The sequence below is a fragment of the Pseudomonas fluorescens genome, assembly GCF_001648775.1.
Taxonomy (GTDB): Bacteria; Pseudomonadota; Gammaproteobacteria; order Pseudomonadales; family Pseudomonadaceae; genus Aquipseudomonas; species Aquipseudomonas fluorescens_M.
Genome location: NZ_LVEJ01000029.1, coordinates 1 through 25,349 on the forward strand (window position 1 = coordinate 1; position 25,349 = coordinate 25,349).

Below are 25,349 nucleotides of genomic sequence, written 5' to 3' on the forward strand. Positions count from 1 at the left end.
CAGTTGGGGTTTTGTTTTGCCTGTAGAAAAGTTTTTACTCGCGGCAGCGAACAAATTTGCACAGTTATTTTCGAATCAGAACACTAGAATAGCCCCACCTTATTCGGAGCCAGAGCCTTTATGTCAGAGTCGGTTGACGCCCCCGGGCTGTCAGATTTACCGCTGGAAGACTTGGTGGCCTGTCACGAGTGCGACCTGCTGATGCGCAAGCCCACGCTTGCCCACGGCGAGAAAGCGCTCTGTCCTCGCTGCGGTTACGAGTTATATGCCCACCGCCATAACGTGGTGCAGCGCAGCCTCGCCTTGGTGATCGCAGCATTATTGCTGTACATCCCGGCAAACTTTTTACCGATCATGCAACTCAATATCCTCGGACAATCTTCGCAGGATACGGTCTGGAGCGGCGTACTCGGTCTGTTCAATACGAACATGCAGGGTGTTTCGATCGTCGTCTTCCTGTGCAGCATGGCCATCCCGCTGCTGAAGTTGCTCTGCCAGTTGTTCGTTCTACTGACGATCCGTTTCGATATCGGTCGTAGCTACGGTTTGCTGCTTTATCGCATTTACCATCATCTCAAAGACTGGGGAATGCTCGAGGTCTATCTCATGGGCGTGTTGGTGGCGATCGTTAAGCTGGCGGACATGGCAGCTATCACCGTAGGCCTCGGCCTGGCATGTTTCATTGGTTTGTTGTTGGTGCAGGTCTGGCTGGAAGTGGTGATGTCACCGCATCAGATCTGGCAGGCGTTATCAGGAGAAGACGCTCATGCGGGCGATTGATGCGGGCATTCTGATTTGTACCGAATGCCACGAATTGAACAAGCAGGAAGCGGACACCGATGAGCAAACCTGCACCCGCTGCGGTGCACTGGTGCATGCCCGGCGTCCGAACAGTCTCGCGCGCACCTGGGCGCTGCTGATCACCGCTGCAATTATCTATATTCCGGCCAATGTATTGCCGATCATGACTGTCAGTTCTTTGGGGCAGGGCGATCCGAGCACCATCATGTCCGGCGTGATTCAGTTGGTGCAGCACGGCATGATCCCGATCGCCGCCGTGGTGTTCATCGCCAGTATTCTGGTGCCGACTTTCAAACTGGTCGGCATCGCGCTGTTGTTGTTTTCGGTGCAAAGACGTCAGCCGTTGTCGGCTCGCCAGCGCATCTGGATGTACCGTTTTATCGAGTTCATTGGCCGCTGGTCGATGCTCGATATTTTTGTGATCGCCATTCTCGTGGCGGTCGTCAACTTCGGCCGGCTTGCCAGTGTCGAAGCCAATCTTGGCGCCATCGCCTTCGCCAGTGTGGTGATTCTGACGATGCTCGCCGCAGTAACTTTCGATCCCCGACTGATTTGGGATAACACGGAGTCGGACGACGACCATGACTGATTTGCCCGTAGCGAAAACCCGACCGGCCTCGAACTGGTCTGCCATTTGGGTACTGCCTCTGATCGCGCTGATCATCGGTGGCTGGCTCGGCTGGCGTGCCTACTCCGAAACCGGTATCGAAATTCAGATCCGCTTCGAGAGTGGTGAAGGCATCCAGGCCAACAAGACTGAGGTCATGTACAAAGGCATGTCAGTCGGTAAGGTCAAGGCGCTCAAACTCGACGATGAAGGCAACTCCAAAGGCGTGATTGCCACCGTCGAAATGAATAAAGACGTCGAGCAATACCTCAAGACCAGCACGCGCTTCTGGCTGGTCAAACCGAGCGTGACCCTGGCCGGTATCACCGGTCTGGAAACCCTGGTTTCGGGTAACTACGTGGCCATCAGCCCCGGCGAAGGCGAGCCGGTGCGCAAGTTCAAGGCGCTTTCCGAAGAGCCGCCGCTGTCCGACGCCAAGCCGGGTCTGCACCTGACCATCAAGGCTGATCGTCTCGGTTCATTGAGCCGCGGCAGCCCGGTGTTCTACAAGCAGATCAAGGTGGGGCAGATCAAAAGTTACGTGCTTTCGGAAGATCAGAGCACCGTTGAACTCAAAGTCTTCATCGAACCGACCTACGCCAAACTGGTGCGCAAACACACGCGTTTCTGGAACGCCAGCGGCATCAGCATCGACGCCAACCTGTCCGGCGTGAAGGTGCGCAGCGAGTCGCTCGCCAGCATTGTCGCCGGCGGTATCGCCTTCGCTACGCCGGAGAACCGCAAGGACAGCCCGCCGACCGATCCAAGCCTGCCGTTCCGTCTCTACGAAGACTTCGACGCCGCCGCTGCCGGGATCCGCGTGAAGGTCAAACTCAGCGATTTCGAAGGCCTGCAGGCGGGCCGTACGCCGGTGATGTACAAAGGTATTCAGGTTGGCAACCTGAAAGCACTGAAGGTCGATCCGGATCTGAACAGCGCCACGGCCGAGCTGACCCTGGATCCATTGGCCGAAGATTATCTGGTCGACGGCACGCAGTTCTGGGTGGTCAAACCGTCGATTTCTCTGGCCGGTATCACCGGTCTGGAAGCTTTGGTGAAAGGTAACTACATCGCCGTGCGTCCGGGTGACAAGGGCGCAGCGCCGAAGCGTGAATTCGAGGCGCGGCCGAAAGCACCGCCACTGGATCTGCGTTCGCCGGGTCTGCATCTGGTGTTGTTCACTGATGTCCTTGGCTCCATCGATGTCGGCAGCCCGATTCTGTACAAACAGGTCAAGGTCGGCTCGGTGCAGAGCTATCAGTTCTCCAAGACCCGCAAGCAATTGGTCATCGGTGTTCACATCGAGAAGGAATACGAAAACCTGGTCAACGCTTCGACCCGCTTCTGGAATGTCAGCGGCATCACACTGACCGGCGGACTGACCGGTGGCATTCAAGTGAAGAGCGAATCGCTGCAGACTTTGATGGCAGGCGGCATCGCCTTCGAAACCCCACAAGCCAAGGCGCCGTTGCAAAAGCGTATTCCACGTTTCCGCCTGTTCGCCAACCATGATGAGGCGAATCAGAAAGGCACGCTGGTGACGATCAAGGTCGATCGCGCGGATGGTCTGCGCAGCGGCACCCCGGTGCGCTTCAAGGGACTGGATGTCGGCAAGATTGAAAGTGTCGATCTGACTGACGATCTGCAATCGGTGATCCTCACGGCGCGCATCACCGAAGTGCCAGAGAAGATCGCCCGGGTCGGCAGTCAGTTCTGGGTGGTCAAACCGGAACTGGGACTGATCAAGACAGCAAACCTGGAAACTCTGGTGACCGGGCAGTACATCGAAGTGCAGCCGGCGGCGAAAAATCTTGGCCCGCAGAAGAACTTCGTCGCGTTGGCCAATGCGCCGGAAGTGACCAAGCAAGAGGCGGGTCTGAGTCTGGTGTTGAGCGCTGCCCGTCGAGGTTCGCTGAAACCGGGTGTGCCGGTGACGTATCGCGAAATTACCGTGGGTAAAGTCACCGGCTATGAATTGGGCCAGACTGCCGATCGTGTGTTGGTGCACATTCTAATCGAGCCGAAATATGCGCCGTTGGTGCGTAGCGGTAGCCGGTTCTGGAACACCAGCGGTGTCGGTTTCGATATCGGTTTGTTCAACGGACTGACAGTGCGCACCGAGTCGCTGGAGACGGCGATTCAGGGCGGGATTGCTTTCGCCACGCCGGATGGCGAGCGCATGGGCAACTCGGCGCGGGCTGAGCAGACGTTCCCGCTGTTCGACAAATTTGAGGATGAGTGGCTGACGTGGGCGCCGAAGATTTCACTCGGTAAATAACCTGAAGTTGATGTGGCGTCTACAAAGACGCCTTCGCGAGCAAGCTCGCTCCCACATTTGGAATGCGTTTCAATGTGGGAGCGAGCCTGCTCGCGAAGAGGCCTCAAAGCCCAGCACAAATCCCCAGCCATAAAAAAGGGCCGCGATTCAACCAGATCGCGGCCCTTTTTATTGCCTTCAGTTAACGCCGATCAAACCGCATCCAGCTCCGGCTCATCTGCCTCAACATTGACCGTAGCCTTCACCACATCATGGCGACGGATGTACTTCCAGTCCGCCTCATCAATGTAGATCCCCGCCGGGCCGCTGCCGCCTTCCAGGTCAATCGCGACACTGGCGCAGACCTGCGGCTTCACACTCGCCAGAATCGGCACGAAGCCCAGTTGCAGGCTGGTTTCCAGCAGCGCGGCCTGGTTCTTCTCGTCGATGTCTGCCGCCTCGTCGAGGTAGTACGGCAGACGCACGCGGCCGGCCTGATCGCGATCCATCAAGTGCAGCAACAAGTACATGTTGGTCAGCGCCTTGATGGTCATGGTCGTGCCGTTGGACGCCGCGCCGTCGATGTCGGTGTGAATCACCGGCTGGCCGTTGACCTTGGTGATCTCGAACGCCAGTTCGAACAAGTCCTTGAGACCGAGCTGGTTGTGGTTCGCTGCCACCAGCCGCGCCAGGTATTCCTTGGCCTCTTCGTTCTTGTTGTCCTGCTCGGCACTTTGGCTCAGGTCGAACACCGACAGGGTTTCGCCTTCTTCGTACTGACCGGCGCTGTGGATGATCTGGTCGATGTGCTTGAGCGCTTCCTTGTTCGGCGCGAGGACGATACGGAAGCTCTGCAGGTTGGAAACTTGACGCTTGTTGATCTCGCGGTTGAACAGCGCCAGTTGATGCTCGAGGCTGTCGTAGTCGCTGCGAATGTTACGCAGCGTGCGGGCGATGTCGGTGACCGCCGCACGACGGGCCTTACCCAGCGTCAGCGCCTCATCGGTACGGTGCGCGTAAGCGTTGATCAGCAGCGACAGACGGCGCTCCATGTCGTCTTCGCTGTCGAACTTGGCCACGCCTTTCAGACGGACCTGCGCGTACAGCGCTTCGATCTGGCCATCGGCGCGCAGCAGGCCTTGCCAACTGTCCTGATAGTCGTTGAGCAGTGGTAGCAGGTTGTCCATCGAATCGTCGACTGGATCCATGAACGGCGTACCGAACGGCAGATCCGCCGGCAGCAACTGACGACGACGCAGGGCATCGTCGAGAGTGCGTTGCTTGGCTTCCATGTCAGCGATCTGGCGGCCGACCAGTTGCAGCTTGGCCGACAGTTGCTGGACGCGCTCGGTGAACGCATCGCTGGAACGCTTGAGTTCGTCCTGCGCGCCTTCCATCTGCGCCAGTTGTTCGAGCTTGTCGCTCTCTTCAGCGCTCAAAGTCTGCGTGCGACGGAAATCTTCCAAGGCTTTCTGCGCGTCCAGCACTTGCTGGTAAAGCGCTTCGGTCTGGGTCTTGCTCGCGGCGCGGTCAGCAGCAACGGCCTGTTGGGTCTTGAGCTGTTTCAGCTCTTTTTCCAGACGCTCTTTCTGATCGCGCAATGCCGCGCGGTCAGCCAAGGCTTGCAGCGCCGGTGGCTCGATGTGCGAGATGTCGATCGACAGGCCCGGCACTTCGAAGCGCTCGCCTTTGAAGCCATCGAGAATCAGCTCGACCGATTTCACCCACTCGCCGTCGTCGTCGAGGGTGATGCCGTGCTCGCCCAGCGGCAGGCTGAACAGCGCGCTGTTGAACAGGCGCATCAGGCGCTCGACGTCCTGTTGCGAGAATTCTTCGCGCAGACGGGCATAGCTGTTGTTGTCGGCGTGATCGAGTTGCAACTTCACCGACTTCAGGCGTTTTTCCAGATCGCGCAGACGCTCTTCCAGATCTTCCGCACTGAACTGGCGGGATTGCGCCAGGGCGCCGGCCAGTTCGTCGTGCGCGTCTTTGGCCGCGAGCAACTGTTGCTCCAGCACTTTGACGTCATCGACCAAGGCGAAGCGATTCTTCAACACCGACAGCTCGCCGAGCCAGCGCTGAATGCCGGAAATTTCCCGCTCCAGACGCATCAGTTCCTGGGTGCCGCCGCGTTGATCGTTTTGCAGGCTGTCCTGCTCGCCACGGTAGTGGTCGGCCTGAATGGTCAGTTCTTCTTTGCGCGCACTGGCGTAATCCGACCAGGTGCCGAGCAACGAATCGAGCAGCGGCGACAGGCGATGCAGTTTGCCGCGCAGCACGTCGCGCTGTTTCACGCCATTGGCCAAGGCTTCAACCAACGGGCCGGCAGCGACCAGCGAGTTGTAGTCCTGTTCCATGCGACGTACGTCGCGGAAGGCTTCTTCGCACGCGGCAATGTAATCGACACTGCCGGAGCGCAGGCTGTGTTCGAAGGCATCGAGGAACAACTGCTTCAACTTGGCCGCAGTGATTTCGCGCATGTGCAGCAGGTTGATGAACAAAGCGCGGAAGGTCTTCAGGCTCTGCTCGCTGGTGGAGCGCAGCGGAATCAGCGTCAGGTCGAGCGGAATCGACGTATGACCGCCCACCAGCAAACGACGCAGCTCATCCGGCTTGAGCTCGTAGGCTTTCAGGCCTTCTTTCTCAAGGTTGCTGAACAACTCTTTCTGACGCAGGCAGGTGTCGTTTTTCTGGTAATGCGCCAGATCGAGCTTGCCGGCGTAAGCGAAGAACTGGTGACCGAAACCACCGCCCGGGCCACGCCCGACCACGCCGATCACGTGCGGACCGTGGGGCAGATTCACTTCGACGAGGATGTAGCTGGTGTCGGACGCAAAGTAGAAGCGCCGCGATTGTTCGAGGCTGTACTTGCCGAAACTCATGTCCGACATGCGCGCCAGAATCGGGAACTGCAGGGCGTTGATCGACGCCGATTTACCGAGGTTGTTCGCGCCGTAAACCGACAACGGTTCTTCCAGCGGGAACAGGCCGAGGCTGTAACCGGCGGTGTTCAAAAGGGCAAAGCGGCGGATGCCGTAGCGTTCCTGGCTCATGCGTCGGACTCCTGTTCTTCGGCAATGGCGCGGGCGAGTGCGTCTTCTTCGCTTTCTTCATCGAATTCGGTGAGATCGAGCGGATCGTCGGTTTCGAGGAATTTGGCTTCGGCGGCTTCGTCGATCAGCACCGGTGCCGGCAGCGGCAATACGCTGTGCACGCTGGCGGCCAGATCGCGGTCCTGCTGCACCGACAGGCACACGTCGAGGAACCGGTGCATCGGCGGCAGGAAGCGGTAAACACCGTTTTCTTCGCCAGCGAAACCGAGTTGAGTCATGCGGCGCATGATCTTTTCTTCGAGTTCTTCCACGGTCTGCACTTCGGCCTGAATGAACAGGTCGCGGTATTTTTCCAGCAGTGATGGCAACTCTTCGCGGCCGAGGCTGCCGCCATCAAGCACGGCGATCGGGTCGCGGCCCTGATCGGCCAGATGCTCGACGAGGATGAAGGTGAACAGCGCCAGACGCTGGGCAGTCTTGTTCACCGCCGCAGCGGCCATGTCCGGCACAAAGTAGTAGAAACCACGGGTATCGCAGACCAGTTCAAAGCCCAGTGCCTTGAACAGCGTGCGGTACTGGTCCTGGAAGTTCGACAGTTGCGCGTACAGCTCCGGATCACGGCGGCTGACGTGGTAACCCTTGAACAGCTCGCGGAAGATCGGCGCGAGTTGCGACAGTTCGGAAAGATCAAGATGCATTGGGGATGCTCGCAGAATTCTCGGCGGCGCTGTCGCTGGCCGAGAGCAGGGCGAAGGAGCGCAGGCTGACCTGGTGCTCGTGAGTGTGGTATTCGCGGCGTTCCAGACGCTCGCGCTTGAAGCGTTTTTCCCGCGACAGGCGCGAGAACCAATAAAGCAATTCGTCGGTGGCGCCGTCCGGTTCCTGCTCCAGCAGCCAGGTCATCAGGTCCGGCATCGGCAGGGCTTCTTCGCAGCGGTCGACCATCTCGCGCACGGTGCGCGGGGCGCGTGGGGCTTCGCCTTTCTGGGTTTTGTGCGCTTTCGGGAAGCGCGCCGGTTTCGGCTCAAAACGCGCCAACGCATACACGTAGGCCTCGACCTGACTGGCGCTGCCGAGGAAGGTGCTTTGCGGCCGGGTAAACAGCGGCATCGCCGCTTGTGGCACGGCATCGATGCCTTTGCGGCGAATCGCCGCCAAGGCCAACGCGGCGCCACGGGTCACGGCGTTATGCCGACGCGCTTCTTCACGCAGCGGCAGCAGCAGTTCGCGGGCATGACGCAGGGTCAGTTGCGCGCTGGTCTGCATTTCGAGGATGCGCGCGTGGGTGCGCAGCAGCATGTCGTCATCGACCAGATGGCCGAGGCGCTGTTGCTCACTGAGCATCTTCAACAGCACGGTTTCGACCTTGCGCACGCCTTGTTCGAAGGCGCCGTCGGCGTTCACCAGATCGATCATCGGCTCGACGTATTCGTCCCACGTCGCCAGTACTTCGGCGTAACGCTGACGCAATGGAATCTGCCGGTCGCTGGTCTTCGCCCGTTCGGCCACGGCCACCAGCGCCTGTTCATCGTTGTCGAGTTTCTTCAGCACGTCACGCACGCGCATGTCGAGCAGGCGCAACTGGCGAGCGAGGTCATGGCCGTCGCGGATGTCGAACGCGTCCTGAATGTAACCGGCCAGACGTTCGAGGTGGCGCAGGTAGGCTTCGATTTCCAGGCAAAGGCCCAGACGGTGCTCACGGCGAAGGTAAGCGAGGAAGTCGTGGATCTGCGCGTTCAGCTCGAAACGGTTCGGGCTTTTTGCCACCGGAATCAGAATATCGAGACGAATCCACACGTCGAGCAGGCTGGTGATGTCCTGCGGCGTGCTGTCCAGTTGTTGGGCGGCCAGTTGCGTGCGCAGTTCGTTGAGGCTCAAGGTGCCTTGGTCGAAGTGCTCGCACAGTGGCTCCAGAAGTGCCCAGTGTTCAGCGAGGGCGCGCAAGACGCGCTTGGGTTCGATCATCGGAATGGCCGGCTGGTTGGCGATTAAAAGCCGCGATTGTACTGCATCACGAAGGATGCGATTCACTCTCGGGACGGGCTGTCGCATTTTCTCAGGGAGAGAGCTTCGGTAAAGGCTATCGATCAACAGCAAGCGATCTTGAACGAAGGGCGGTAGAATCAGCGCACTTTCAGTTATCCACAAGTGGCCGACCCTTGCTAATCGAGTCCCGCCGCCGCGCCTATTTGAACGCCATGCAGGTGGTCAACTGGCTGCCGCGCACCGAATTGCCCTTCGCCGCGCCGTCGCGGCCCGAGCTGCTGGACATGCCCGAGCCGGAGGTAGAAACGCCGGTGGTGCTCGCGCCGCAGGCCGAAGCACCTGTGCAGCCTGTCGCGCGGCCGAGCGAGCGGCCGAAGATCGAAGTGCCGCGCCCTTCGCTGGCCAGTACGCGAACCAACGCCAAACCGGTGGAAGAGGCCGACGACACGCCAGTCGTCGCCAAACCGGCGCCGGTGCCGCCACCGCGTTTCGCTTTGCAACTGCTGCGTGCCGGGCGCTGCCTGCTGCTGGTCGAGTTACCCACAGGCGAACCGTTCCAGAGCCGCGATCCTGCTTATTTGTTGCTCAAAGACATGCTGCGCGCCGCTGGTCTGCCGGATGCGCCGCAAATCGTCGGCGAGCCAGTGCGCTGGCCGTGGCTCAATCGCGGCACCATGGATCAGGGCCCGGAAGCGGCGCGTGACTTTGTGCAGGGTTTCCTTTCGGTACAAATGGAAGCCGCACCGTGTGCCTGTCTGTGGCTGATCGGCCTGCCGGCGGTGCGTTTTGCCGGTGAAGCGGATGCCGAAGCATTCAATCGTGAATTGCAGATCGAAGGTCTGGGCTCGGCCTGGGCCATTCCCGGTCTGGAATTGTTAATGGAAGAGCCACAGCGCAAGGCCGCTGTGTGGCAAGCCATGCGTCGGCTGATGGCGCGCTGGAAAGAATCGAATGAGTGACGCTGTATCGTTCCGCCCGATGACCGAGGCGGATCTGGAAACCGTGCTGAAAATCGAGTACGCCGCTTACAGCCACCCGTGGACTCGCGGGATTTTTCTCGACGGTTTGGGCAAGTACCAGATCTGGCTGATGTTCGAAGGGCAGCAACAGGTCGGGCATGGTGTGGTGCAGATCATTCTCGATGAGGCGCATCTGCTCAATATCACCGTCAAACCGGAGAATCAGGGGCGCGGGCTGGGCTTGAAGTTGCTCGAGCACCTGATGTCGCGGGCGTATGCGGCTTCTGCGCGAGAATGTTTTCTGGAAGTGCGTGACAGCAACACTGGCGCGTTCAAGTTGTATGAGCGTTATGGCTTCAATGAGATTGGCCGGCGTCGGGATTATTATCCGGCGGTGGGTGGGCGTGAAGACGCGGTGGTCATGGCCTGCACCCTCGTTGACTGACTGTCCTTAACAGCTTCGCGAGCAGGCTCGCTCCCACATTGGATTCAATGGCGTTCACACATTTTGTGCGTACCCCAAAACCCCTGTGGGAGCGAGCCTGCTCGCAAAAGCGTCCTGTCAGGCAGCGAAGATCAGCGGTTACCATCCAGCGGATCGCGCCGCGCCAGCTCCGCCTCATCAAGTCCATTGCCGCCGCCGATGTCATCCTCGTCGACAATGCTCAAATCCCAATCCGCCTGATTGCCTTCACCCGCTTCCTCGGCATCCCGCGCGCCATCCTCATGAATCAGCGTCTCCGGGCTCAGGTCATCGTCAGTCGGCTCATGGTCGCTGACCGAAGCCCCGGTCATGCCCGCCTCACGCACGCGCTCATCGGGCATCAACTGCTCGCGTTCACGTTCCGGGATCTCATCACCGATTTTCGCGCTCGGCTCGTCTTCATCGAAATCCAGCTCATGCACCGAACCCATGCGGTCTTCGTTATCATCGATGGGTTCCGGTTGCACGGCATCGTAAGGGCGTCGTGAATCAGTCATGGCAATTCCTCATACTGTGGGCCTTACTTAGGTGGACTCACCGGGCACACGAGAATTCCAATGAAATCACTTGCGCTGGCGGCGTGACCCCGACGGGCGGTCGTCTGTCATACCTGCGCATCTTTCTTGAGGCCTTACAGCATGCACGACTTACAAGACCTGATTGATAACAACGAGCGTTGGGCTGACGCGATCACCAAGGAAGACCCGGATTTCTTCGCCAAACTGGCCCGCCAGCAAACGCCGGAATATCTGTGGATCGGCTGTTCCGACGCACGCGTGCCGGCCAACGAAATCGTCGGCATGCTGCCGGGCGATCTGTTCGTTCACCGCAACGTCGCCAACGTGGTGCTGCACACTGACCTCAACTGCCTCTCGGTGATCCAGTACGCGGTGGACGTGCTCAAGGTCAAACACATCCTCGTCACCGGCCATTACGGTTGCGGCGGTGTGCGCGCGTCGATGCAGGATCGTCAGTTTGGCCTGATCGACGGCTGGCTGCGTTCGATCCGCGATCTGTATTACGAAAAACGCGAAGAACTGGCCAAGTTGCCGACCGAAGAGGAGCAGGTTGATCGCATGTGCGAGCTCAACGTGATCCAGCAAGTGGCCAACGTCGCCCACACCAGCATCATCCAGAACGCCTGGCATCGCGGGCAGAGCCTGTCGATCCACGGTTGCATCTACGGCATCAAGGATGGCCGCTGGAAAAGTCTGAACACCACCATCAGTGGTTTCGAGCAATTACCGCCGCAGTATCGTCTGCGTCCGGTCGGCGCGGTGTAACTCACTTTTCGGCGTACCTTTCAGCGCAAGCCGGAATGCCGCCAGCGCTGCAGGAAGTGATGGCCTTCCAGGCTGGGTGGTTCGTTGTAGCCGGTGATCCACCCTCGGCAACGCGGCGAACCGCAACCGCAGGCGAATTGATGCAGCAGTTTGTCTTCGGTGGCGGTGTAATCCATGGTCAGGCGTTCGCCGCTGTGGATATCTTTCAAAGCCCACAGCCACAATTCGCTCATGTCGAGAAACACGTTGGGATCGCAGGCGTGTTCGATCAATCCGCAAAAGCGTGGGTCGTAGAGGTGAATGCCCGTCAGCAGTTGGCGGGTCTGGCGGCAGCGATAGGGCAACAGCTGGCCTGAAAACCTGCACATCCGCCGGTTTTGCAGAAACTCACTACGCGCCACGACCCCCGTTGGGGTGCCATAGCCGTCCTGAACGATTTCGTAGTCGCTGCTGGAGGGGAACCCGAGGCGCACGGGCAGGCCGGCGAAGGGATAAATGCCTTCGCTGTCGCGTGGTGCAGGTTGCGCCATGACGTGGGTATTCATTGCGATCCTTGTCGCCGGGAGGCGACTTTCCTTGGAGTGACGTCCTGTCATTACTGCAATGTTATTACTTGGATCCAATCCTCTGCTATTAGGTATAGCCGGTCTACTGTCAGATCTGACAGGCGATTTAGACGCTTTCCCGCGTCAGCATTGGCTGACACGGGAACCACGCTTAACGATTACAGGTGCGGTGCGGGGATTGCGGCGGCTGGCAAGGGCGCCTGCAGTTGCTTCAGTTGCGCTTTGATAGGCGTGGTCGCGCACTTGGCAGTGGCCTGTTCCGGGGTCAGGTTGCGGATCGAGGTGTAGAACAGCTCGCAGGTTTTGACTTTCTGCGTGACCTGCCAGGTCTGCGTGCAACTGTTTAGCGTCGTTTGCGGATCGCTGCCCGGCTTGCTGCCCATGCCGGCCTGCCAACAGGCGGCGCTCAAATCCTGGCCCATGACCTTCAGGCCCGCGGCATCGGCCTTGGCTTGCGCATCGTCGCCGGTGTAGCTCTTCGGGTCGGCGGCGTACCAGATGTAGCTCGGGTGGTTGGAGCCCAGCACCGGCACCTTCACGCCTTCGCTCGGGCTGATGGTCGCCAGGCCCAATACATTCACCGTCGGCCCGTATTGTTGCTTGATCCAGTTACGCACCGGTGCGCCGAAGGCGACCATCGGCAACGTCGTGCCGCTGGCGGTCTGGCTGAACTGCTTGACCAGCGTGGTCTGGTAATCCTTGAAGTAGTCATAGACGCCTTCCAGATCGCTGCCGGCGTTGGACGGCGCAGCGATCGGGGCGATATCGATGATGGTCTGATAAGCCGGCGTCTGCGCGGCTGGAATGCCGTTGTCGGTCAGCAGCGTGGCCCAGCGGTCGGTGGTGTTCGAACGCAGATAATCCTGCGCCTGGGTCAGCGAGTAATCCGGCGGGAAGTGCAGCAACTCGACACTTTTACGATTTTCCAGGGCCATGCCCAGCGGCAGGAACAGATACCAGCTGTAGGCCCACTTACCGTCGGCGTTGAGTTTGCTGGCGCCGGTGTAGGCCAGATCTCCCGCATCCAGCAGCGCCGACAACGGTTTGTCGTAACCTTTCGGCACGCCAGTGATTTCGGCGTAGAGCTGGCCGTTATCGGTTTTCACCAGCACCTTGGCGTCGGCATAACCATCGCGTTGCACGCTCTGCGACAGGTAATGGGCGACGGTCTGTTCCAGCGTCCAATTGCGGAAGCAGATCACGTTGCAGTTGTTGGGGTAAGCGAAGAGGCGGGTGACGCGCTCCGTGCTGCCCAATTTCAGATCGACATCGGCGTGGGCCGCCGCGCTCAGTGTCAGCGCGGCGAGGGCCAGGGCGGTGGGGGCCAGTGTTGTAGGAATAAGTCCTGCGAGTTTGAACATGCTCAGATCCTTTTCAGCGTGGGTTCCCCGCGTATCGGGGGCGCCTCATAGTGGATCAGCCGCGTTTGCCAGAGAAGCCGTCATGGGCAGATTTTTGCGCAAACTCGCAGGGCTCATTTTCAGACTGGAAAATGCAGGGCGTTGGTCAGATCACCCATGGGTTTCTGGCCTCGGGCGATCATCGCCTCGTCACGTTGCTTGAGGCCATCAAGGGTTTCCAGTTGAAAGACGCGGGTGATCAGTCGCAGGATCGATGCGGTGTCGTAGACGGTGTGGTCCACCGTGCCCTTGCGCGCAAACGGCGACACCACCAGCGCCGGCACCCGCGAACCCGGGCCCCAGCGGTCGCCCTTGGGCGGTGCGACGTGGTCCCACCAGCCGCCGTTTTCGTCGACGGTCACAATCACCACCATGTTTTGCCACTGCGGGCTTTCGCGCAGCACCTTCAATGCGCGGACGATGTGCCGGTCACCGGACGCCACGTCGGCATAACCGGCGTGCATGTTCAGATTGCCCTGGGGTTTGTAGAAACTCACCGCCGGCAGCTTGCCCGCTTCGGCATCAGCGAAGAATTTGTTGCTGCTCGACTCGTCCCCCAAACCGGCATCGCGCAAGCGTTTTTGACGTTCGTCCGGGTTTTCCGGGCCTTGCTGTTTGAAGTAGTTGAACGGCTGATGGTGATACTGGAAGTTGGGGATTTTCGGAATGCCGCCGGAATCCTTGTACTGCTCCAGCGTTGCCTGCCACGCACCGGCGTACCACGCCCAGTCGATATTCTTCTTCGACAGCTTGTCGCCGATGTGTTCGTGGGTCTGCGGCACCATGACGTTGGGCAGATCCGCTTTGGAATACGCCGGGCGCTCCGGGTCGCGAATCCAGGTTGGCCAGTAGGGCGGGGCGAGCGTGTTGACGCCGAAGCCGTCCGGGGTCAGCGCACTCGGGCCGAACTGCGGTGGGCCGGTCATGGCGCTGGCGGGGGATTGTTCCAGCGGCTTGAGGCGTGGATCAGCAGGATCGTCGCTTTGCAGCGCGGCAATCTGCGACTTGGCCACGGAGTTGGCCACATCCGGATAAAACGGCGCGGTGGCGCTGATCAAGTATTGGTGGTTCAAGAACGAGCCGCCGAATGCGCCCTGAAAGAAGTTGTCGCACAGCACGAACTCCTGCGCGACGTCCCACAGCCGCAGGGAATATCGGCTCTGCGCGTAATGGCCCATGGTCAGGCCACCGGAGTCGGCCCAGGCGACGAAGCCGTCGTTCTTGCCGCCGTTGATCTGCATCTGGTTCTGATAGAACACGTGCCACAAATCGCGCGTTACCAGGCCGAACGGCAAGTCTTCACCGTTCGGACCTTTGAGGGCGAATGGCGCATTGGGCAGGTTTTCCTGAAACTGCGTGGCGCTGGGGTAAGTCACGCCATCGAGAGTTTGCGGGCCGATCTGCAAGGTCCCGCCCCAGACGGGCGGCAGGGTTTGCAGCAGCGAGCCGTCGCGATCGCGTTGCTGGTATTCGGCGGGCTTGAGCGCTGACAGCGGTTTTTCGACACCGGGGAAATCACCGAACAGGTTATTGAAGCTGCGGTTCTCGGCGTAAATCACCACCACGGTTTTCACTTGGTCGCGCAGGGCTTTGTCCAGCTCGGCTGGCGTCAGCGGGCGCTCCGCCGGTTTGCCTGGTTGATCGCTGGCGCTGCCACACCCGGCCAGCGTGGCACCGACACCGAGTACCGCGACGCCACCGAGGAAGCGGCGGCGACTGGTGTCGGTGGGGTTGTTGGAATCAGCGCAGGAGGGTGTCTCGATACCGTCTGTGTCGTCGCTCATGTCTCAGCCCGTTTTGCTTAAATGTTTCAGTATGTTTCGGGCGGACGCTAGCAAGGGGATGTGACGGTTGGGTTACAAATGGTGCGGTGTCTAGCGCCCTTAAGCACTGCTAGACTGCTGCATTAATGAATCTGGCCAAGGTGCTCCATGAAGCCTTCCACTGCTCTTGATTTGCAACGCGTTGCTATCCGTGAGGTTGTCGGAAGATTCCGTGTGGCCAATCCCCGTGTATTTGGCTCCGCCGCACTGGGGACTGATCTGGAAGGCAGTGATCTTGATATATTGGTCGATCCACTTCCCGGTACCACCTTGTTCGATCTCGGCGGCCTGCAAGTGGAGCTCGAGGACTTGTTAGGCGTGACTGTCGATCTGCTGACACCAGGAGATCTACCGCTGAAGTTTCGGCAGCAGGTTCTGGATCAGGCTCGTCCCGTATGATCGAAAACCGGCTCGGCGATTACCTCGAACAGTCGCTCTGCCTGAGCTTCTGACTGCACTTTCCGCCGAGCAGAATTGATTGCATCTGCCCGGAGGCAGATGCAATCGAATCAACTTAGGGAATAACCGGCGGCGTATACGCCAATGTCGTTCCCAGCGCCCACAGCAACAGCAGCACCAGCGGCGTGTGCACCAACAGTTGTACAAACGAGAAACCGATCAGATCCCGCGCCTTCAGTCCGAGTACGCCGAGCAGTGGCAGCATGTAGAACGGGTTGATCAGGTTCGGCAGCGCTTCCGCCGCGTTATAAATCTGCACCGCCCAGCCGAGGTGGTACTGCAGATCATTGGCGACTTGCATCACATACGGCGCCTCGATGATCCATTTGCCGCCACCGGATGGAATAAAGAAGCCGAGAATCGCCGAGTACACGCCCATCAACAGCGCATAGGTGTCGTGCGACGCGATGCTGACGAAGAAGGTCGAGATGTGATGCGCCAGGGTTTGCGCATCTGCACCTTTGACCGTGGTCATCAGGGCGGCAATCGAGCCGTACAGGGGGAATTGAATCAGTACGCCGGTGGTGGTCGGCACCGCACGGGCCACGGCATCGAGAAAGCTGCGTGGGCGCCAGTGCAGTAACGCTCCGAGCATGATGAACAGGAAGTTGTAAGTGTTCAGCCCGGAAATCGCGGTGATTGCCGGTTTGGTCGAAAACTCGTGAAACAGCCATCCCGCCGCCAGCAGCACCAGCACGATGATCAGCAGCGGACTGTGTTCCAGCCACTCGCCCGGCCGCGTGCGCGGTTGCAGAGGTGGCAGGTTGAAGGCCGGGTCGATGCCGCAGGCCTTGGCGTCACGCGCTGAATTCGGGCCGGGAGCGGTGGCGTAGGCGATGATGATCGAGACCACGATCAGCGCCAGCAGCATCACGCCGGACTGCCAGAGGAAAATCGTTTCGGTGAACGGAATCACCCCGGTGATCGACAGGATCGACGGCGGCAGGCTGGCGGGGTTGGCCTGCAATTGTGCAGCCGACGACGACAGGCCCAGCGCCCACACCGCGCCCAGGCCCAGATACGCAGCGGCACCGGCGGCGCGGTAATCCATTTTCAAGTCAGTGCGGCGGGCGAGGGCGCGGACCAGCAAACCGCCGAAAACCAGCGACAGGCCCCAGTTGAGCAGGGACGCGACCATCGAAATCAACGCGACCCAGGCCACGGCAGAGCGGCCGTTTTTCGGGATACGTGCCAGGCGATCAATCAGTTTTACAGCGGGCGGCGAGCTGGCGACCACGTAGCCGCCAATCACCACGAAAGCCATCTGCATGGTGAACGGAATCAGGCTCCAGAAGCCGTCACCGAAGGCCATCGCGGCATCGGTGGGTTTGGCGCCCATGGCCAGCGTGGCGACTGCCACGATGATCACCGCCAGCGCGGCGAATACCCAGGAATCGGGAAACCAGCGTTCGGCGAAACTTGAACAGCGCAGGGCAAAGCGCGCGGAGCGGCTATCTTCGATATCAACGGCCACAGGAGTACCTCGGATTTTTATGGTTATTGTGGTCCGCGGGTTTCCGATTTCTCTAAACACACCCTACCTGTGGGAGCGAGCTTGCTCGCGAAGGCGGTCGGTCAATCGACATCGATTCTGAATGTACCGGCCTCTTCGCGAGCAAGCTCGCTCCCACAGGTGTTTCTTCGGTTGTCGGAGACTGGGGCTAACCCGCTGGACAGGCATTAACAGTAATTCAACTGCCGATGCTTTGTGAGCAGCTTTTGCAAAACCGGGACTATGGTCTAACGGGTTGTTCATCCGCGCATTTGCGTAGACCATGGGCGCCTTGGTTTTTTGCCTGATTCAGAGTTCTTTGCCATGACTGCCCAATCCACGGCCAAACCCGCGCCGTTCAGCCGTTCCGACTACAAGACCCTCGGCCTTGCGGCCCTTGGCGGCGCGCTGGAAATCTACGATTTCATCATCTTCGTCTTCTTCGCCCTGACCCTCAGCCAGTTGTTCTTCCCGCCGGAAATGCCCGAATGGCTGCGTCTGCTACAAAGCTTCGGCATCTTCGTCACCGGTTATCTGGCGCGGCCGCTGGGCGGGATTCTGATGGCGCATTTCGCCGATAAACTCGGGCGCAAGAAAGTCTTCAGCCTGAGCATTCTGATGATGGCGCTGCCGTGCCTGCTGATCGGCATCATGCCGACTTATGCACAGATCGGTTACTTCGCCCCGCTATTACTGCTGGCGCTGCGGATCCTGCAAGGTGCGGCGGTCGGCGGTGAAGTGCCGAGCGCCTGGGTGTTCGTCGCCGAGCATGCGCCGAGCGGCCATCGCGGTTACGCCTTGGGCTTTTTGCAGGCCGGGCTGACGTTCGGTTATCTGATTGGCGCGCTCACCGCGACGTTTCTCGCGCAAGTCTTCACCCCGGCGGAAATCCTTGATTACGCCTGGCGCTATCCGTTCCTGCTCGGCGGCGTGTTCGGTGTGATTGGCGTTTATCTGCGCCGTTGGCTGAGCGAAACCCCGGTGTTCATGGCCATGGAGGCGCAACGTGAGGCACGCGTTGAATTGCCGTTGCGCACGGTACTGCGCGAACACCGGCTGGCGATGCTACCGGCAATGCTGCTGACTTGCGTGCTGACCTCGGCGGTGGTGGTGTTCGTCGTCATCACGCCGACCATGATGCAGAAAACCTTCGGCATGACCGCCAGCCACACGTTCGCGCTCAGTGCATTGGGCATCGTCTTCCTTAATGTCGGCTGCGTGATTGCCGGACTGCTGGTCGACCGCATCGGTGCCTGGCGCACGGTCATGCTGTATAGCCTGCTGCTGCCGCTGGGCATCGGCGTGCTGTATGGCTGCTTGATCATGGGCGGTGATTGGGTAGGCCTGGCTTACGCCGTGGCCGGTCTGGCGTGCGGTGTCGTCGGCGCGGTGCCGTCGGTGATGGTCGGCTTGTTCCCGGCGCGTATTCGCGTGTCAGGCATTTCCTTCACCTACAACATTGCCTACGCCGCATGGGCCAGCATCACACCGCTGTTGCTGATCGGTCTGATGCCGTGGAGCCCGTGGATTTGTGTGATGTTCTGCGCGGTGATGGGCGTGGTCGGCATCGTCAGCGCGGCGTACTTTGGTGTGCGCATGCCCGGTGTCGGGCGCCGCAGCGTGGCGCCCTGTTCCTGAAGGCTGATTGACGGCCCCAGCGGCAACCCGCCGAGGCCGTCACTTCAGCCAGTGCCACCACAGCAAGGTCCCGATCAAGCCCACCACCGAGACGATGGTTTGCAGGATCGACCAGACCCAGATCGTCTGTTTCAGCTGCAAGCCAAAGTACTCGCGAACCATCCAGAAACCGGCGTCGTTGACGTGGCAGAAGAACACGGAGCCGGCGCCAATCGCCAACGCCACCAACGAACTTTGCGTTGCGGCGAGGCCCGCCATCATCGGCGCCAGAATCCCCGCCGTCGTCGTGGTCGCAACCGTCGCCGAGCCTGTGGCCTGGCGCAATGCCACGGCTATCAGCCAGGCCAGCAACAGGTACGGCATGTGTGCGCCTTCGGCGACTTTGCTGATGGTCTGGCTGACGCCGGCATCCAGCAAGGTCTGCTTCAAGCCGCCACCCGCGCCGATCGTCAGCAACAGCACGGCAATCGGCGCAAGGCTTTTACGCAGGGTGCCGCCGACGTCTTCGCGGGGCATGCCATTGGCCCAGCCGAGGCAGATCACCGCCGCCATCACTGCAATGCCCAGCGCCACTAATGGTTCGCCAAGGAACTTCAGGGTCAGGGCGACGCTGCTTTCGGGACTCATCGCGACTTTCGCCAGAGTGCTGCCGAGCATCAGCAGCACTGGCAGCAGAATGATCAACAGCGACATGCCGAAACTCGGCTGGCGCGGCGCTTTCGGCGGCGCACTGAACAGGGCGCCGAGTTCGGCCGGCTCATCGACGTGCATGCGTTTCGACAGCCAGTTGCCGTACAGCGGCCCTGCCAGAATCACCGCCGGGATGGCGATGCTGAACCCCAGCAACATGGTCAGCCCAAGGTCGGCATGCAACGCGCTGACGGCAATCAACGGCCCGGGATGCGGCGGCATCAGGGCATGCAGCGTGGTCATCCCGGCCAACGCCGGAATCGCGATTTTCAGCAGCGGCTGACCTGAGCGGCGAGCCATGACGAAGATGATCGGCACCATCATCACCAGCCCCACTTCAAAGAACAGCGGCAGGCCAATCACCATCGCCACCAGCGCCATGACCCACGGCAGCGACTTGCCTTTGCCCAGCCCGAGCAAAGTCGAGGCAATGCGGTCGGCGGCGCCGGATTCGGCCATCAGCGCACCGAGCATCGAACCCAGCGCAATGATGATCCCCGCCTCACCGAGAATCGCCCCGGCGCCTTTGCTGAACGCCTTGGCCACGTCTTCAGGCGGCAAACCGGCGCCGACACCGGCAATGAACGTACCGATCAGGATCGATAGAAACGGCGGCAGTTTAGTCGCGCTGATCAACACGATGATCGTCGCAATGGCCAGCAGGCAGCAGAGAATCAGGCGGGTGTCGTGAACCATCCAGGCAGCGGTCGATAAATCCAAAACGGGACTCCTTATCGGGCGGATAGCTGCAACATGTTGTTGCAATTTGCCTTGAGAATACCCGAAATGGCCGGCCCAGAGCGCTGGGTTTTGCTTCCGCCCGGAAGGGGATAGATGAGACCAATGGCCTCTTGAGATTATTTTTGACTGACCGGTCGCGAGCGCTCTTCAGAAAAGATTTTCAAGGCCGATGGTTAGGCTGCATCCCGCTTTCTATCCTGCCCATCGGTACTTCCCCATGTTCAACAAACGCCTGAAGCAAGAGCTGGCCGCTCTTCGTGAAGAACTCTCCAGCCTTGTGCAAGTGAAGGAAAGCCTGGAAAGCGAGATGCTGGTGCTGAACCTTGAGCCCGACGGGCGCATTCAATCGGTCAACCAGAACTTCCTCACCGAGATGCTCTACAAGAGCCAGGACCTGATCGGTCGGGCGATTGAAGACATCGTCCCGGCGCATGTGAAGTCGGACGAATTCCATCATCGCTTCAAAAACGCCATGACCCGCGGCGAGCATTTCGCCGGTGCCGTGCGCTTGCTGCGTGGCAATGGTGAAGAAGCGTGGCTGCGTTCGATCGTGCAACCGGTGCGCTCTTCGGATGGACGGATCAAGCATATTTCGCTGTTCGCCAGCGACCTGACCCGCACGATCGAAGCCTCCCGTGAACACGAAAACCTGATCGGTGCGCTGGTGCGTTCGACGGCGGTGATCGAGTTCGACCTCAACGGCAACGTGCTGAACGCCAACGATCGCTTCCTCAGCGGTATGGGTTACAGCCTGGCGCAGATCAAGGGCAAACATCACCGGACGTTCTGCGCTCCGGAGGAGTACAACAGCGCCGAGTACCAGAACTTCTGGCGCCGTTTGAACAACGGCGAGTTCGTCGCTGACCGCTTCAAACGATTCGACAGCCATGGTCGTACGGTGTGGCTGGAGGCGTCCTACAACCCGGTGGTCGATGCCAACAACAAACTGTACAAAGTGGTGAAATTCGCCACCGTGATCACCGATCAGGTCAATCGCGAACAAGCAGTAGCCGACGCGGCGAGCATTGCCTACAGCACCTCGCAGCAAACCGACAGCACCGCCCAGCGCGGTACCACGGTGGTGACTGAAGCGGTCAACGTAATGCGAGATCTGTCGCGACACATGCAAGCCGCCGGTGAGGGTATCGAAGCACTCAACGAGCAGTCGCAGGTGATTGGCACCATCGTCAAAACCATCAGCGGCATTGCCGAACAGACAAACCTGCTGGCGCTCAACGCTGCCATTGAGGCGGCGCGCGCCGGTGAGCAGGGCCGTGGTTTTGCCGTGGTGGCCGACGAAGTGCGACAACTGGCCTCGCGTACCAGCCAGGCGACCGAAGAGATCGTCACCGTGGTGCGGCAGAACCAGGAAATGGCGCGCAACGCCGTGGCCCTGATGACCGACGGCAAGCTTCAGGCCGAACAAGGGCTGGCGCTGGCGGCAGAGGCGGGCACGGTGATTGTCGAGATTCAGGACGGTGCGCAGAAAGTCGTGAATGCGGTAGGCCAGTTCGCCAACCAACTCTCCCACTAATCTCCACTGATCCATTGTGGGAGCGAGCCTGCTCGCGAAGGCTTCAGTTCACTCAGCAGTGCTGTTGACTGACACACCGCTTTCGCGAGCAGGCTCGCTCCCACAGGTTCTGTGTTTCTTCAGTGGCAGCGCTACAATCGGCTCCTTTTCCCCGGAGCAGATCCCATGAGCGATTCCCACCGCCGCCCGGTGCCCCTGAACAAAGCCTACCGTTTGCTCAACCACGGGCCGACCGTACTGGTCAGCGCCGCCCACGATGGCCAACGCAACATCATGGCCGCCGCTTGGGCAATGCCATTGGACTTCGAACCACCGAAAGTCGCCGTCGTCCTCGATAAATCCACCTGGACCCGCCAACTGCTCGAAGCCTCTGGCACCTTCGTGCTCAACGTCCCGTGCGTCAATCAGGCCGACATCGTGCAAACCGTCGGCAATACCTCGGGCCTGGAGATCAATCAAACCCAAGGGCAAGACAAGTTTCAGGCGTACGGCTTGCAGACGTTTGCCGGCGAACAAGTCCAAGCCCCTCTGCTCGACGGCTGCGTGGCCTGGCTCGAATGCCGTTTGCTCCCGGAGCCGCGCAATCACGAGCAATACGACCTGTTCCTCGCCGAAGTCATCGCCGCCCACGCCGATGATCGCGTGTTCAGCGAAGGGCGCTGGCATTTCGAAGGACATGACGGTTTGCGTACCTTGCACCACGTGGCGGGCGGGCATTTCCTGAAGATTGGTGATGCGGTGGATGGCAAGACGTTAGCGGTGTGAATAGCGGCTGATGGCAAAACATTGCCGGATGTTGCAAGGTACAGGGCATCGTCGAACCCAATCAGGCGCATGCCCCATGGATTTTTCCCTTTCGAGTTATCTGGCGCCGTTGCTGTCGTTGGCCCTGTTGTGGACGGTGGCCGTGGTCACGCCCGGCCCGAACTTCTTCAATATCGCGCAACTGGCGGTCAGTCGTTCCCGCCGCCACGGTGTCGTCGCGGCACTCGGCGTGGCCAGCGGAACCGTGTTGTGGGGGCTGGCGGGTGGCTTGGGCATTCAGTCGCTGTTCAGCGCCGCGCCGACGCTGTACCTGAGCTTCAAGATTGCCGGCGGCTGCTACCTGATCTACCTCGGACTCAAGCAGTTCAAGCGCAAGGCGCCGATCGTCCCGGGCACGCTCGATACTTCGGAGCAGACGTTACTCGGCGCTTACGGGCGGGGCTTTCTGGGCAACATGACCAATCCCAAATCAGCACTGTTCGTCGCGACCATTTTCGCCACCGCCATGCCGGCTCACATCCCGCCACTGTTACTGGCGCTGGCGGTGCTGACCATGGCGACGCTGTCGTTCAGTTGGTATTGCTGCGTGGCGCTGTTCTTCGCCAGTCGGCATATTGCCGGTGTGTATGAGCGTTCGCGGCGATGGCTGGATCGCTTCGCGGGTGGATGCTATCTGTTGTTTGGTGCGCATCTGGTGGCGAATCGCTAAGCCGAATGATCTTCCAAGTTAAATCAGTTGCATGAAAAAAGGCCTACCTCGCGGTAAGCCTTTTTTGTTTGCGTTCTAGCCTCAATCCCCCAACGCTTCGCCTTCACGCCGTGGATCCGCGCCCCCCTCCAGCGACGCCTTCCCCTGCGCATCCTTGACCCGCACGATGGCCTGGGTGCCGCTGGTCATGTCGATTTCATTCACGGCGTGCCCTTTGTCTTTTAGTGCCTGAATCAGCGCCGGGCTGAATTGGCCTTGTTCCAGCTCGGTAGGGCCGTTGCGGCTGCCGAAGTTGGGCAGGCTGATGGCGCTTTGCGGGTCGAGGTTCCAGTCGAGCAGGCCGACGGTGGTTTTCGCTACGTATTCGATGATTTGCGAACCGCCGGGCGAGCCGACCGTGGCGACGAATTCGCCGCTGTGGCGATCGAAGATTAGCGTTGGTGCCATCGACGAGCGTGGACGTTTGCCGGGTTCGACGCGGTTGGCGACTTTCTGGCCGTTCTCCTCGGGAATGAACGAGAAGTCGGTCATCTGATTGTTCAGCAAGAAGCCCTGAACCATCAGGTGCGAACCGAACGCGGCTTCGATAGTGGTGGTCATCGACACGGCGCCGCCGAGGTCATCCACCGCGACCACTTGCGAGGTGGAGATGCGCAGCGGCGAACGGTCCGGGGCGTAGGCCACTTGTACGCCCGGCGGGGTGCCCGGTTTGGCGCTGCCCATGCTGCCTTCGCCGATCAGGCTGGCACGGCTGGCGAGATAACCCGGGTCGACCAGGCCTTTGACCGGCACCGGCACGAAGTCGGTGTCGGCGACGTATTGCGCACGGTCGGCGTAGGCCAGACGTTCGGCTTCGGCGATCAGATGCACGGCTTGCGGATCCGGTTCAATGCCGGCCGGTTTGTCGGTCTTCAGCGGTTTCAGAGGCGTCAGTGAGAGGCGTGGGTCGCGAGTTTCCAGCGCCTGCAACGTACCGAGGATCTGCGCCACGGCGATCCCGCCCGACGACGGTGGCGGCATGCCGCAAACCTGCCAGCGCTTGTAATCGGTGCACAGCGGCGCACGCTCCTTGGCCTGATAGCGCTGCAGATCGTTAAGCGTCAGGCTGCCGGGGTTGGCATGGCCTTGCACCTTGGCGACGATTTCCTCAGCGATCGGGCCTTTGTACAGCGCGTCCGGGCCTTCATTGGCGATGCGTTTGAGCACCGCAGCCAGCGCCGGATTTTGCAGGCGCGTGCCGACGGCTTTGACGCTGCCATCGGCATTGAGGAAGTACTTGGCCATATCAGGCGACTTGCGGATGACTGGATCTGATTCCAGCAGCGAGTGCAAACGCGGGGAGATCGCAAAGCCTTGTTCGGACAGTTTGATCGCCGGTTCAAACAGCTTCGCCCAAGGCAGGCGACCGTGTTGTTTATGCGCCATTTCCAGCGCACGCAATACGCCCGGCGTACCGACTGAGCGACCGCCGATCTGCGCCTGAGGGAACGACATCGGTTGGCCGTCAGCGCGCAAGAACAGCTTCTCGGTCGCCCCGGCCGGTGCGGTTTCGCGGCCGTCATACGTGCGCACCTGTTTACCGTCCCACAACACGATCATCGCGCCGCCACCGATCCCGGACGATTGCGGCTCAACCAGGGTCAGCACCGCTTGCATCGCAATCGCCGCATCAATCGCCGAACCGCCCTGACGCAGCATCTCCCGCCCGGCTTCAGCAGCCAAGGGATTGGCAGCGGCGGCCATGTGTTTGCTGGCGTGGCGGGTTTGCAGATCGGTGCGGAAACCGGACGCGGCTTCCGGTGCCAGCGGCAAGGTCGAGGAGGGCGGGGCGTTGCACGCGGTGAGGGTCAGGGCGCTGATGATCAGCGTCAGGGCAGGCAGGCGAAAGCGGCTCAAGGGCAAGGCTGAAAACACGCGGGCTCTCCGTCCGTGGATTAAAAGTCTGAGGGACTTTATCGACCGCTCGGTCGCGACGCAAACCGGTGGGCATTTTTGTCTTTCTTTTCGGGGCGGATGTTCGCTAGGGTCAACCGCAAATCCGTTGAGCTGCACTGAGCACCTGTGGGAGCGAGCTTGCTCGCGAATGCGCAGTGTCAGTCGGC

General features: G+C 60.3%; 20 protein-coding genes and 2 pseudogenes. 12 read left to right on the forward strand and 10 right to left on the reverse strand.

All coding sequences use genetic code 11. From position 1 onward, the window contains the following. Positions 1 to 120: 120 nt before the first annotated feature. From A8O26_RS25315 to A8O26_RS25325, 3 genes are read left to right on the forward strand one after another with little or no spacing between them, the layout of a single operon-like run. Positions 121 to 780 (forward strand): paraquat-inducible protein A, encoded by a 660-nt coding sequence (locus A8O26_RS25315; RefSeq protein WP_064120408.1) that lies wholly within the window; start codon positions 121 to 123, stop codon positions 778 to 780. Beyond that, positions 767 to 1,390 carry a paraquat-inducible protein A gene (locus A8O26_RS25320; RefSeq protein ID WP_064120409.1) on the forward strand — a complete coding sequence of 208 codons (624 nt, stop codon included), beginning with the start codon at positions 767 to 769 and terminating at the stop codon, positions 1,388 to 1,390. The genes A8O26_RS25315 and A8O26_RS25320 overlap by 14 nt, the downstream gene beginning before the upstream one ends. Further along, complete coding sequence (locus tag A8O26_RS25325) at positions 1,383 to 3,686, forward strand: PqiB family protein (protein WP_064120410.1); 2,304 nt, start codon at positions 1,383 to 1,385, stop codon at positions 3,684 to 3,686. Before A8O26_RS25320 ends, A8O26_RS25325 begins: the two co-directional genes overlap by 8 nt. A 191-nt stretch (positions 3,687 to 3,877) precedes the next feature. Here the strand turns inward: A8O26_RS25325 and mksF are convergent, their stop codons facing one another. From mksF to mksB, 3 genes are read right to left on the reverse strand one after another with little or no spacing between them, the layout of a single operon-like run. Continuing rightward, positions 3,878 to 6,718 (reverse strand): Mks condensin complex protein MksF, encoded by a 2,841-nt coding sequence (gene mksF, locus A8O26_RS25330; RefSeq protein WP_064120411.1) that lies wholly within the window; start codon positions 6,716 to 6,718, stop codon positions 3,878 to 3,880. Continuing rightward, entirely contained in the window at positions 6,715 to 7,416 is a 702-nt protein-coding gene (gene mksE, locus A8O26_RS25335) for an Mks condensin complex protein MksE (protein WP_034156067.1), read from the reverse strand. The genes mksF and mksE overlap by 4 nt, the downstream gene beginning before the upstream one ends. Then, the gene (gene mksB, locus A8O26_RS25340; RefSeq protein ID WP_064120412.1) at positions 7,406 to 8,683 is read right to left on the reverse strand and encodes an Mks condensin complex protein MksB; all 1,278 of its coding nucleotides are present in this window, start codon (positions 8,681 to 8,683) and stop codon (positions 7,406 to 7,408) included. The genes mksE and mksB overlap by 11 nt, the downstream gene beginning before the upstream one ends. Positions 8,684 to 8,916: 233 nt before the next feature. Here mksB and A8O26_RS25345 point away from each other — a divergent pair, with 233 nt between their 5' ends. Both A8O26_RS25345 and rimI read left to right on the forward strand, forming a co-directional pair. Continuing rightward, on the forward strand, positions 8,917 to 9,663 hold the full coding sequence (locus A8O26_RS25345) for a hypothetical protein (protein WP_064120413.1): 747 nt from the start codon (positions 8,917 to 8,919) through the stop codon (positions 9,661 to 9,663). Next, the gene (gene rimI, locus A8O26_RS25350; protein ID WP_064120414.1) at positions 9,656 to 10,108 is read left to right on the forward strand and encodes a ribosomal protein S18-alanine N-acetyltransferase; all 453 of its coding nucleotides are present in this window, start codon (positions 9,656 to 9,658) and stop codon (positions 10,106 to 10,108) included. Before A8O26_RS25345 ends, rimI begins: the two co-directional genes overlap by 8 nt. A gap of 131 nt (positions 10,109 to 10,239) precedes the next feature. Here rimI and A8O26_RS25355 read toward each other — a convergent pair whose 3' ends face one another. Beyond that, positions 10,240 to 10,644: a hypothetical protein gene (locus A8O26_RS25355; RefSeq protein WP_064120415.1), complete on the reverse strand. Its 405-nt coding sequence runs from the start codon at positions 10,642 to 10,644 to the stop codon at positions 10,240 to 10,242. A 141-nt stretch (positions 10,645 to 10,785) separates the two neighbouring features. On the opposite strand from A8O26_RS25355, the gene can reads away from it, so the two are divergent. Further along, a complete protein-coding gene (gene can / locus A8O26_RS25360; RefSeq protein ID WP_064120416.1) occupies positions 10,786 to 11,430 on the forward strand; it encodes a carbonate dehydratase in 645 nt (214 codons plus the stop codon). 20 nt (positions 11,431 to 11,450) lie between these two features. Here the strand turns inward: can and A8O26_RS25365 are convergent, their stop codons facing one another. From A8O26_RS25365 to acpA, 3 genes are all read right to left on the reverse strand, one after another. Continuing rightward, positions 11,451 to 11,975, reverse strand: coding sequence for an SET domain-containing protein-lysine N-methyltransferase (locus A8O26_RS25365; RefSeq protein ID WP_064120417.1), 525 nt, complete (start codon positions 11,973 to 11,975; stop codon positions 11,451 to 11,453). Positions 11,976 to 12,154: 179 nt separating this feature from the next. Next, complete coding sequence (locus A8O26_RS25370) at positions 12,155 to 13,357, reverse strand: hypothetical protein (RefSeq protein WP_064120418.1); 1,203 nt, start codon at positions 13,355 to 13,357, stop codon at positions 12,155 to 12,157. A 119-nt stretch (positions 13,358 to 13,476) separates the two neighbouring features. Further along, positions 13,477 to 15,180: an acid phosphatase gene (gene acpA, locus A8O26_RS25375; protein ID WP_064120419.1), complete on the reverse strand. Its 1,704-nt coding sequence runs from the start codon at positions 15,178 to 15,180 to the stop codon at positions 13,477 to 13,479. Positions 15,181 to 15,327: 147 nt separating this feature from the next. Between acpA and A8O26_RS25380 the strand changes: the two genes are divergently transcribed. Further along, on the forward strand, positions 15,328 to 15,618 hold the full coding sequence (locus A8O26_RS25380) for a nucleotidyltransferase family protein (protein ID WP_064120420.1): 291 nt from the start codon (positions 15,328 to 15,330) through the stop codon (positions 15,616 to 15,618). Positions 15,619 to 15,733: 115 nt separating this feature from the next. On the opposite strand, the gene A8O26_RS25385 is transcribed toward A8O26_RS25380, so the two are convergent. Beyond that, complete coding sequence (locus A8O26_RS25385) at positions 15,734 to 17,152, reverse strand: short-chain fatty acid transporter (protein ID WP_064120421.1); 1,419 nt, start codon at positions 17,150 to 17,152, stop codon at positions 15,734 to 15,736. A 342-nt stretch (positions 17,153 to 17,494) separates the two neighbouring features. Here A8O26_RS25385 and A8O26_RS25390 point away from each other — a divergent pair, with 342 nt between their 5' ends. After that, positions 17,495 to 18,808: an MFS transporter gene (locus A8O26_RS25390; RefSeq protein WP_064120422.1), complete on the forward strand. Its 1,314-nt coding sequence runs from the start codon at positions 17,495 to 17,497 to the stop codon at positions 18,806 to 18,808. A gap of 39 nt (positions 18,809 to 18,847) precedes the next feature. Here A8O26_RS25390 and A8O26_RS25395 read toward each other — a convergent pair whose 3' ends face one another. Beyond that, positions 18,848 to 20,218: a GntT/GntP/DsdX family permease gene (locus tag A8O26_RS25395; protein ID WP_064120423.1), complete on the reverse strand. Its 1,371-nt coding sequence runs from the start codon at positions 20,216 to 20,218 to the stop codon at positions 18,848 to 18,850. Between the two features lie 238 nt (positions 20,219 to 20,456). Between A8O26_RS25395 and A8O26_RS30705 the strand changes: the two are divergent. The 4 genes and pseudogenes from A8O26_RS30705 to A8O26_RS25410 all read left to right on the forward strand — a co-directional run. Continuing rightward, positions 20,457 to 21,233: pseudogene (locus A8O26_RS30705) on the forward strand (PAS domain-containing protein); the annotation flags it as partial. A gap of 102 nt (positions 21,234 to 21,335) precedes the next feature. Continuing rightward, positions 21,336 to 21,773 (forward strand): annotated as a pseudogene (locus A8O26_RS30710) (methyl-accepting chemotaxis protein); the annotation flags it as partial. Positions 21,774 to 21,938: 165 nt separating this feature from the next. Next, entirely contained in the window at positions 21,939 to 22,538 is a 600-nt protein-coding gene (locus A8O26_RS25405) for a flavin reductase family protein (protein WP_064120425.1), read from the forward strand. Positions 22,539 to 22,614: 76 nt separating this feature from the next. Beyond that, on the forward strand, positions 22,615 to 23,247 hold the full coding sequence (locus A8O26_RS25410) for a LysE family translocator (protein ID WP_064120426.1): 633 nt from the start codon (positions 22,615 to 22,617) through the stop codon (positions 23,245 to 23,247). Positions 23,248 to 23,328: 81 nt separating this feature from the next. Here the strand turns inward: A8O26_RS25410 and ggt are convergent, their stop codons facing one another. After that, entirely contained in the window at positions 23,329 to 25,161 is a 1,833-nt protein-coding gene (gene ggt, locus A8O26_RS25415; RefSeq protein WP_064120427.1) for a gamma-glutamyltransferase, read from the reverse strand. Positions 25,162 to 25,349: the final 188 nt, after the last annotated feature.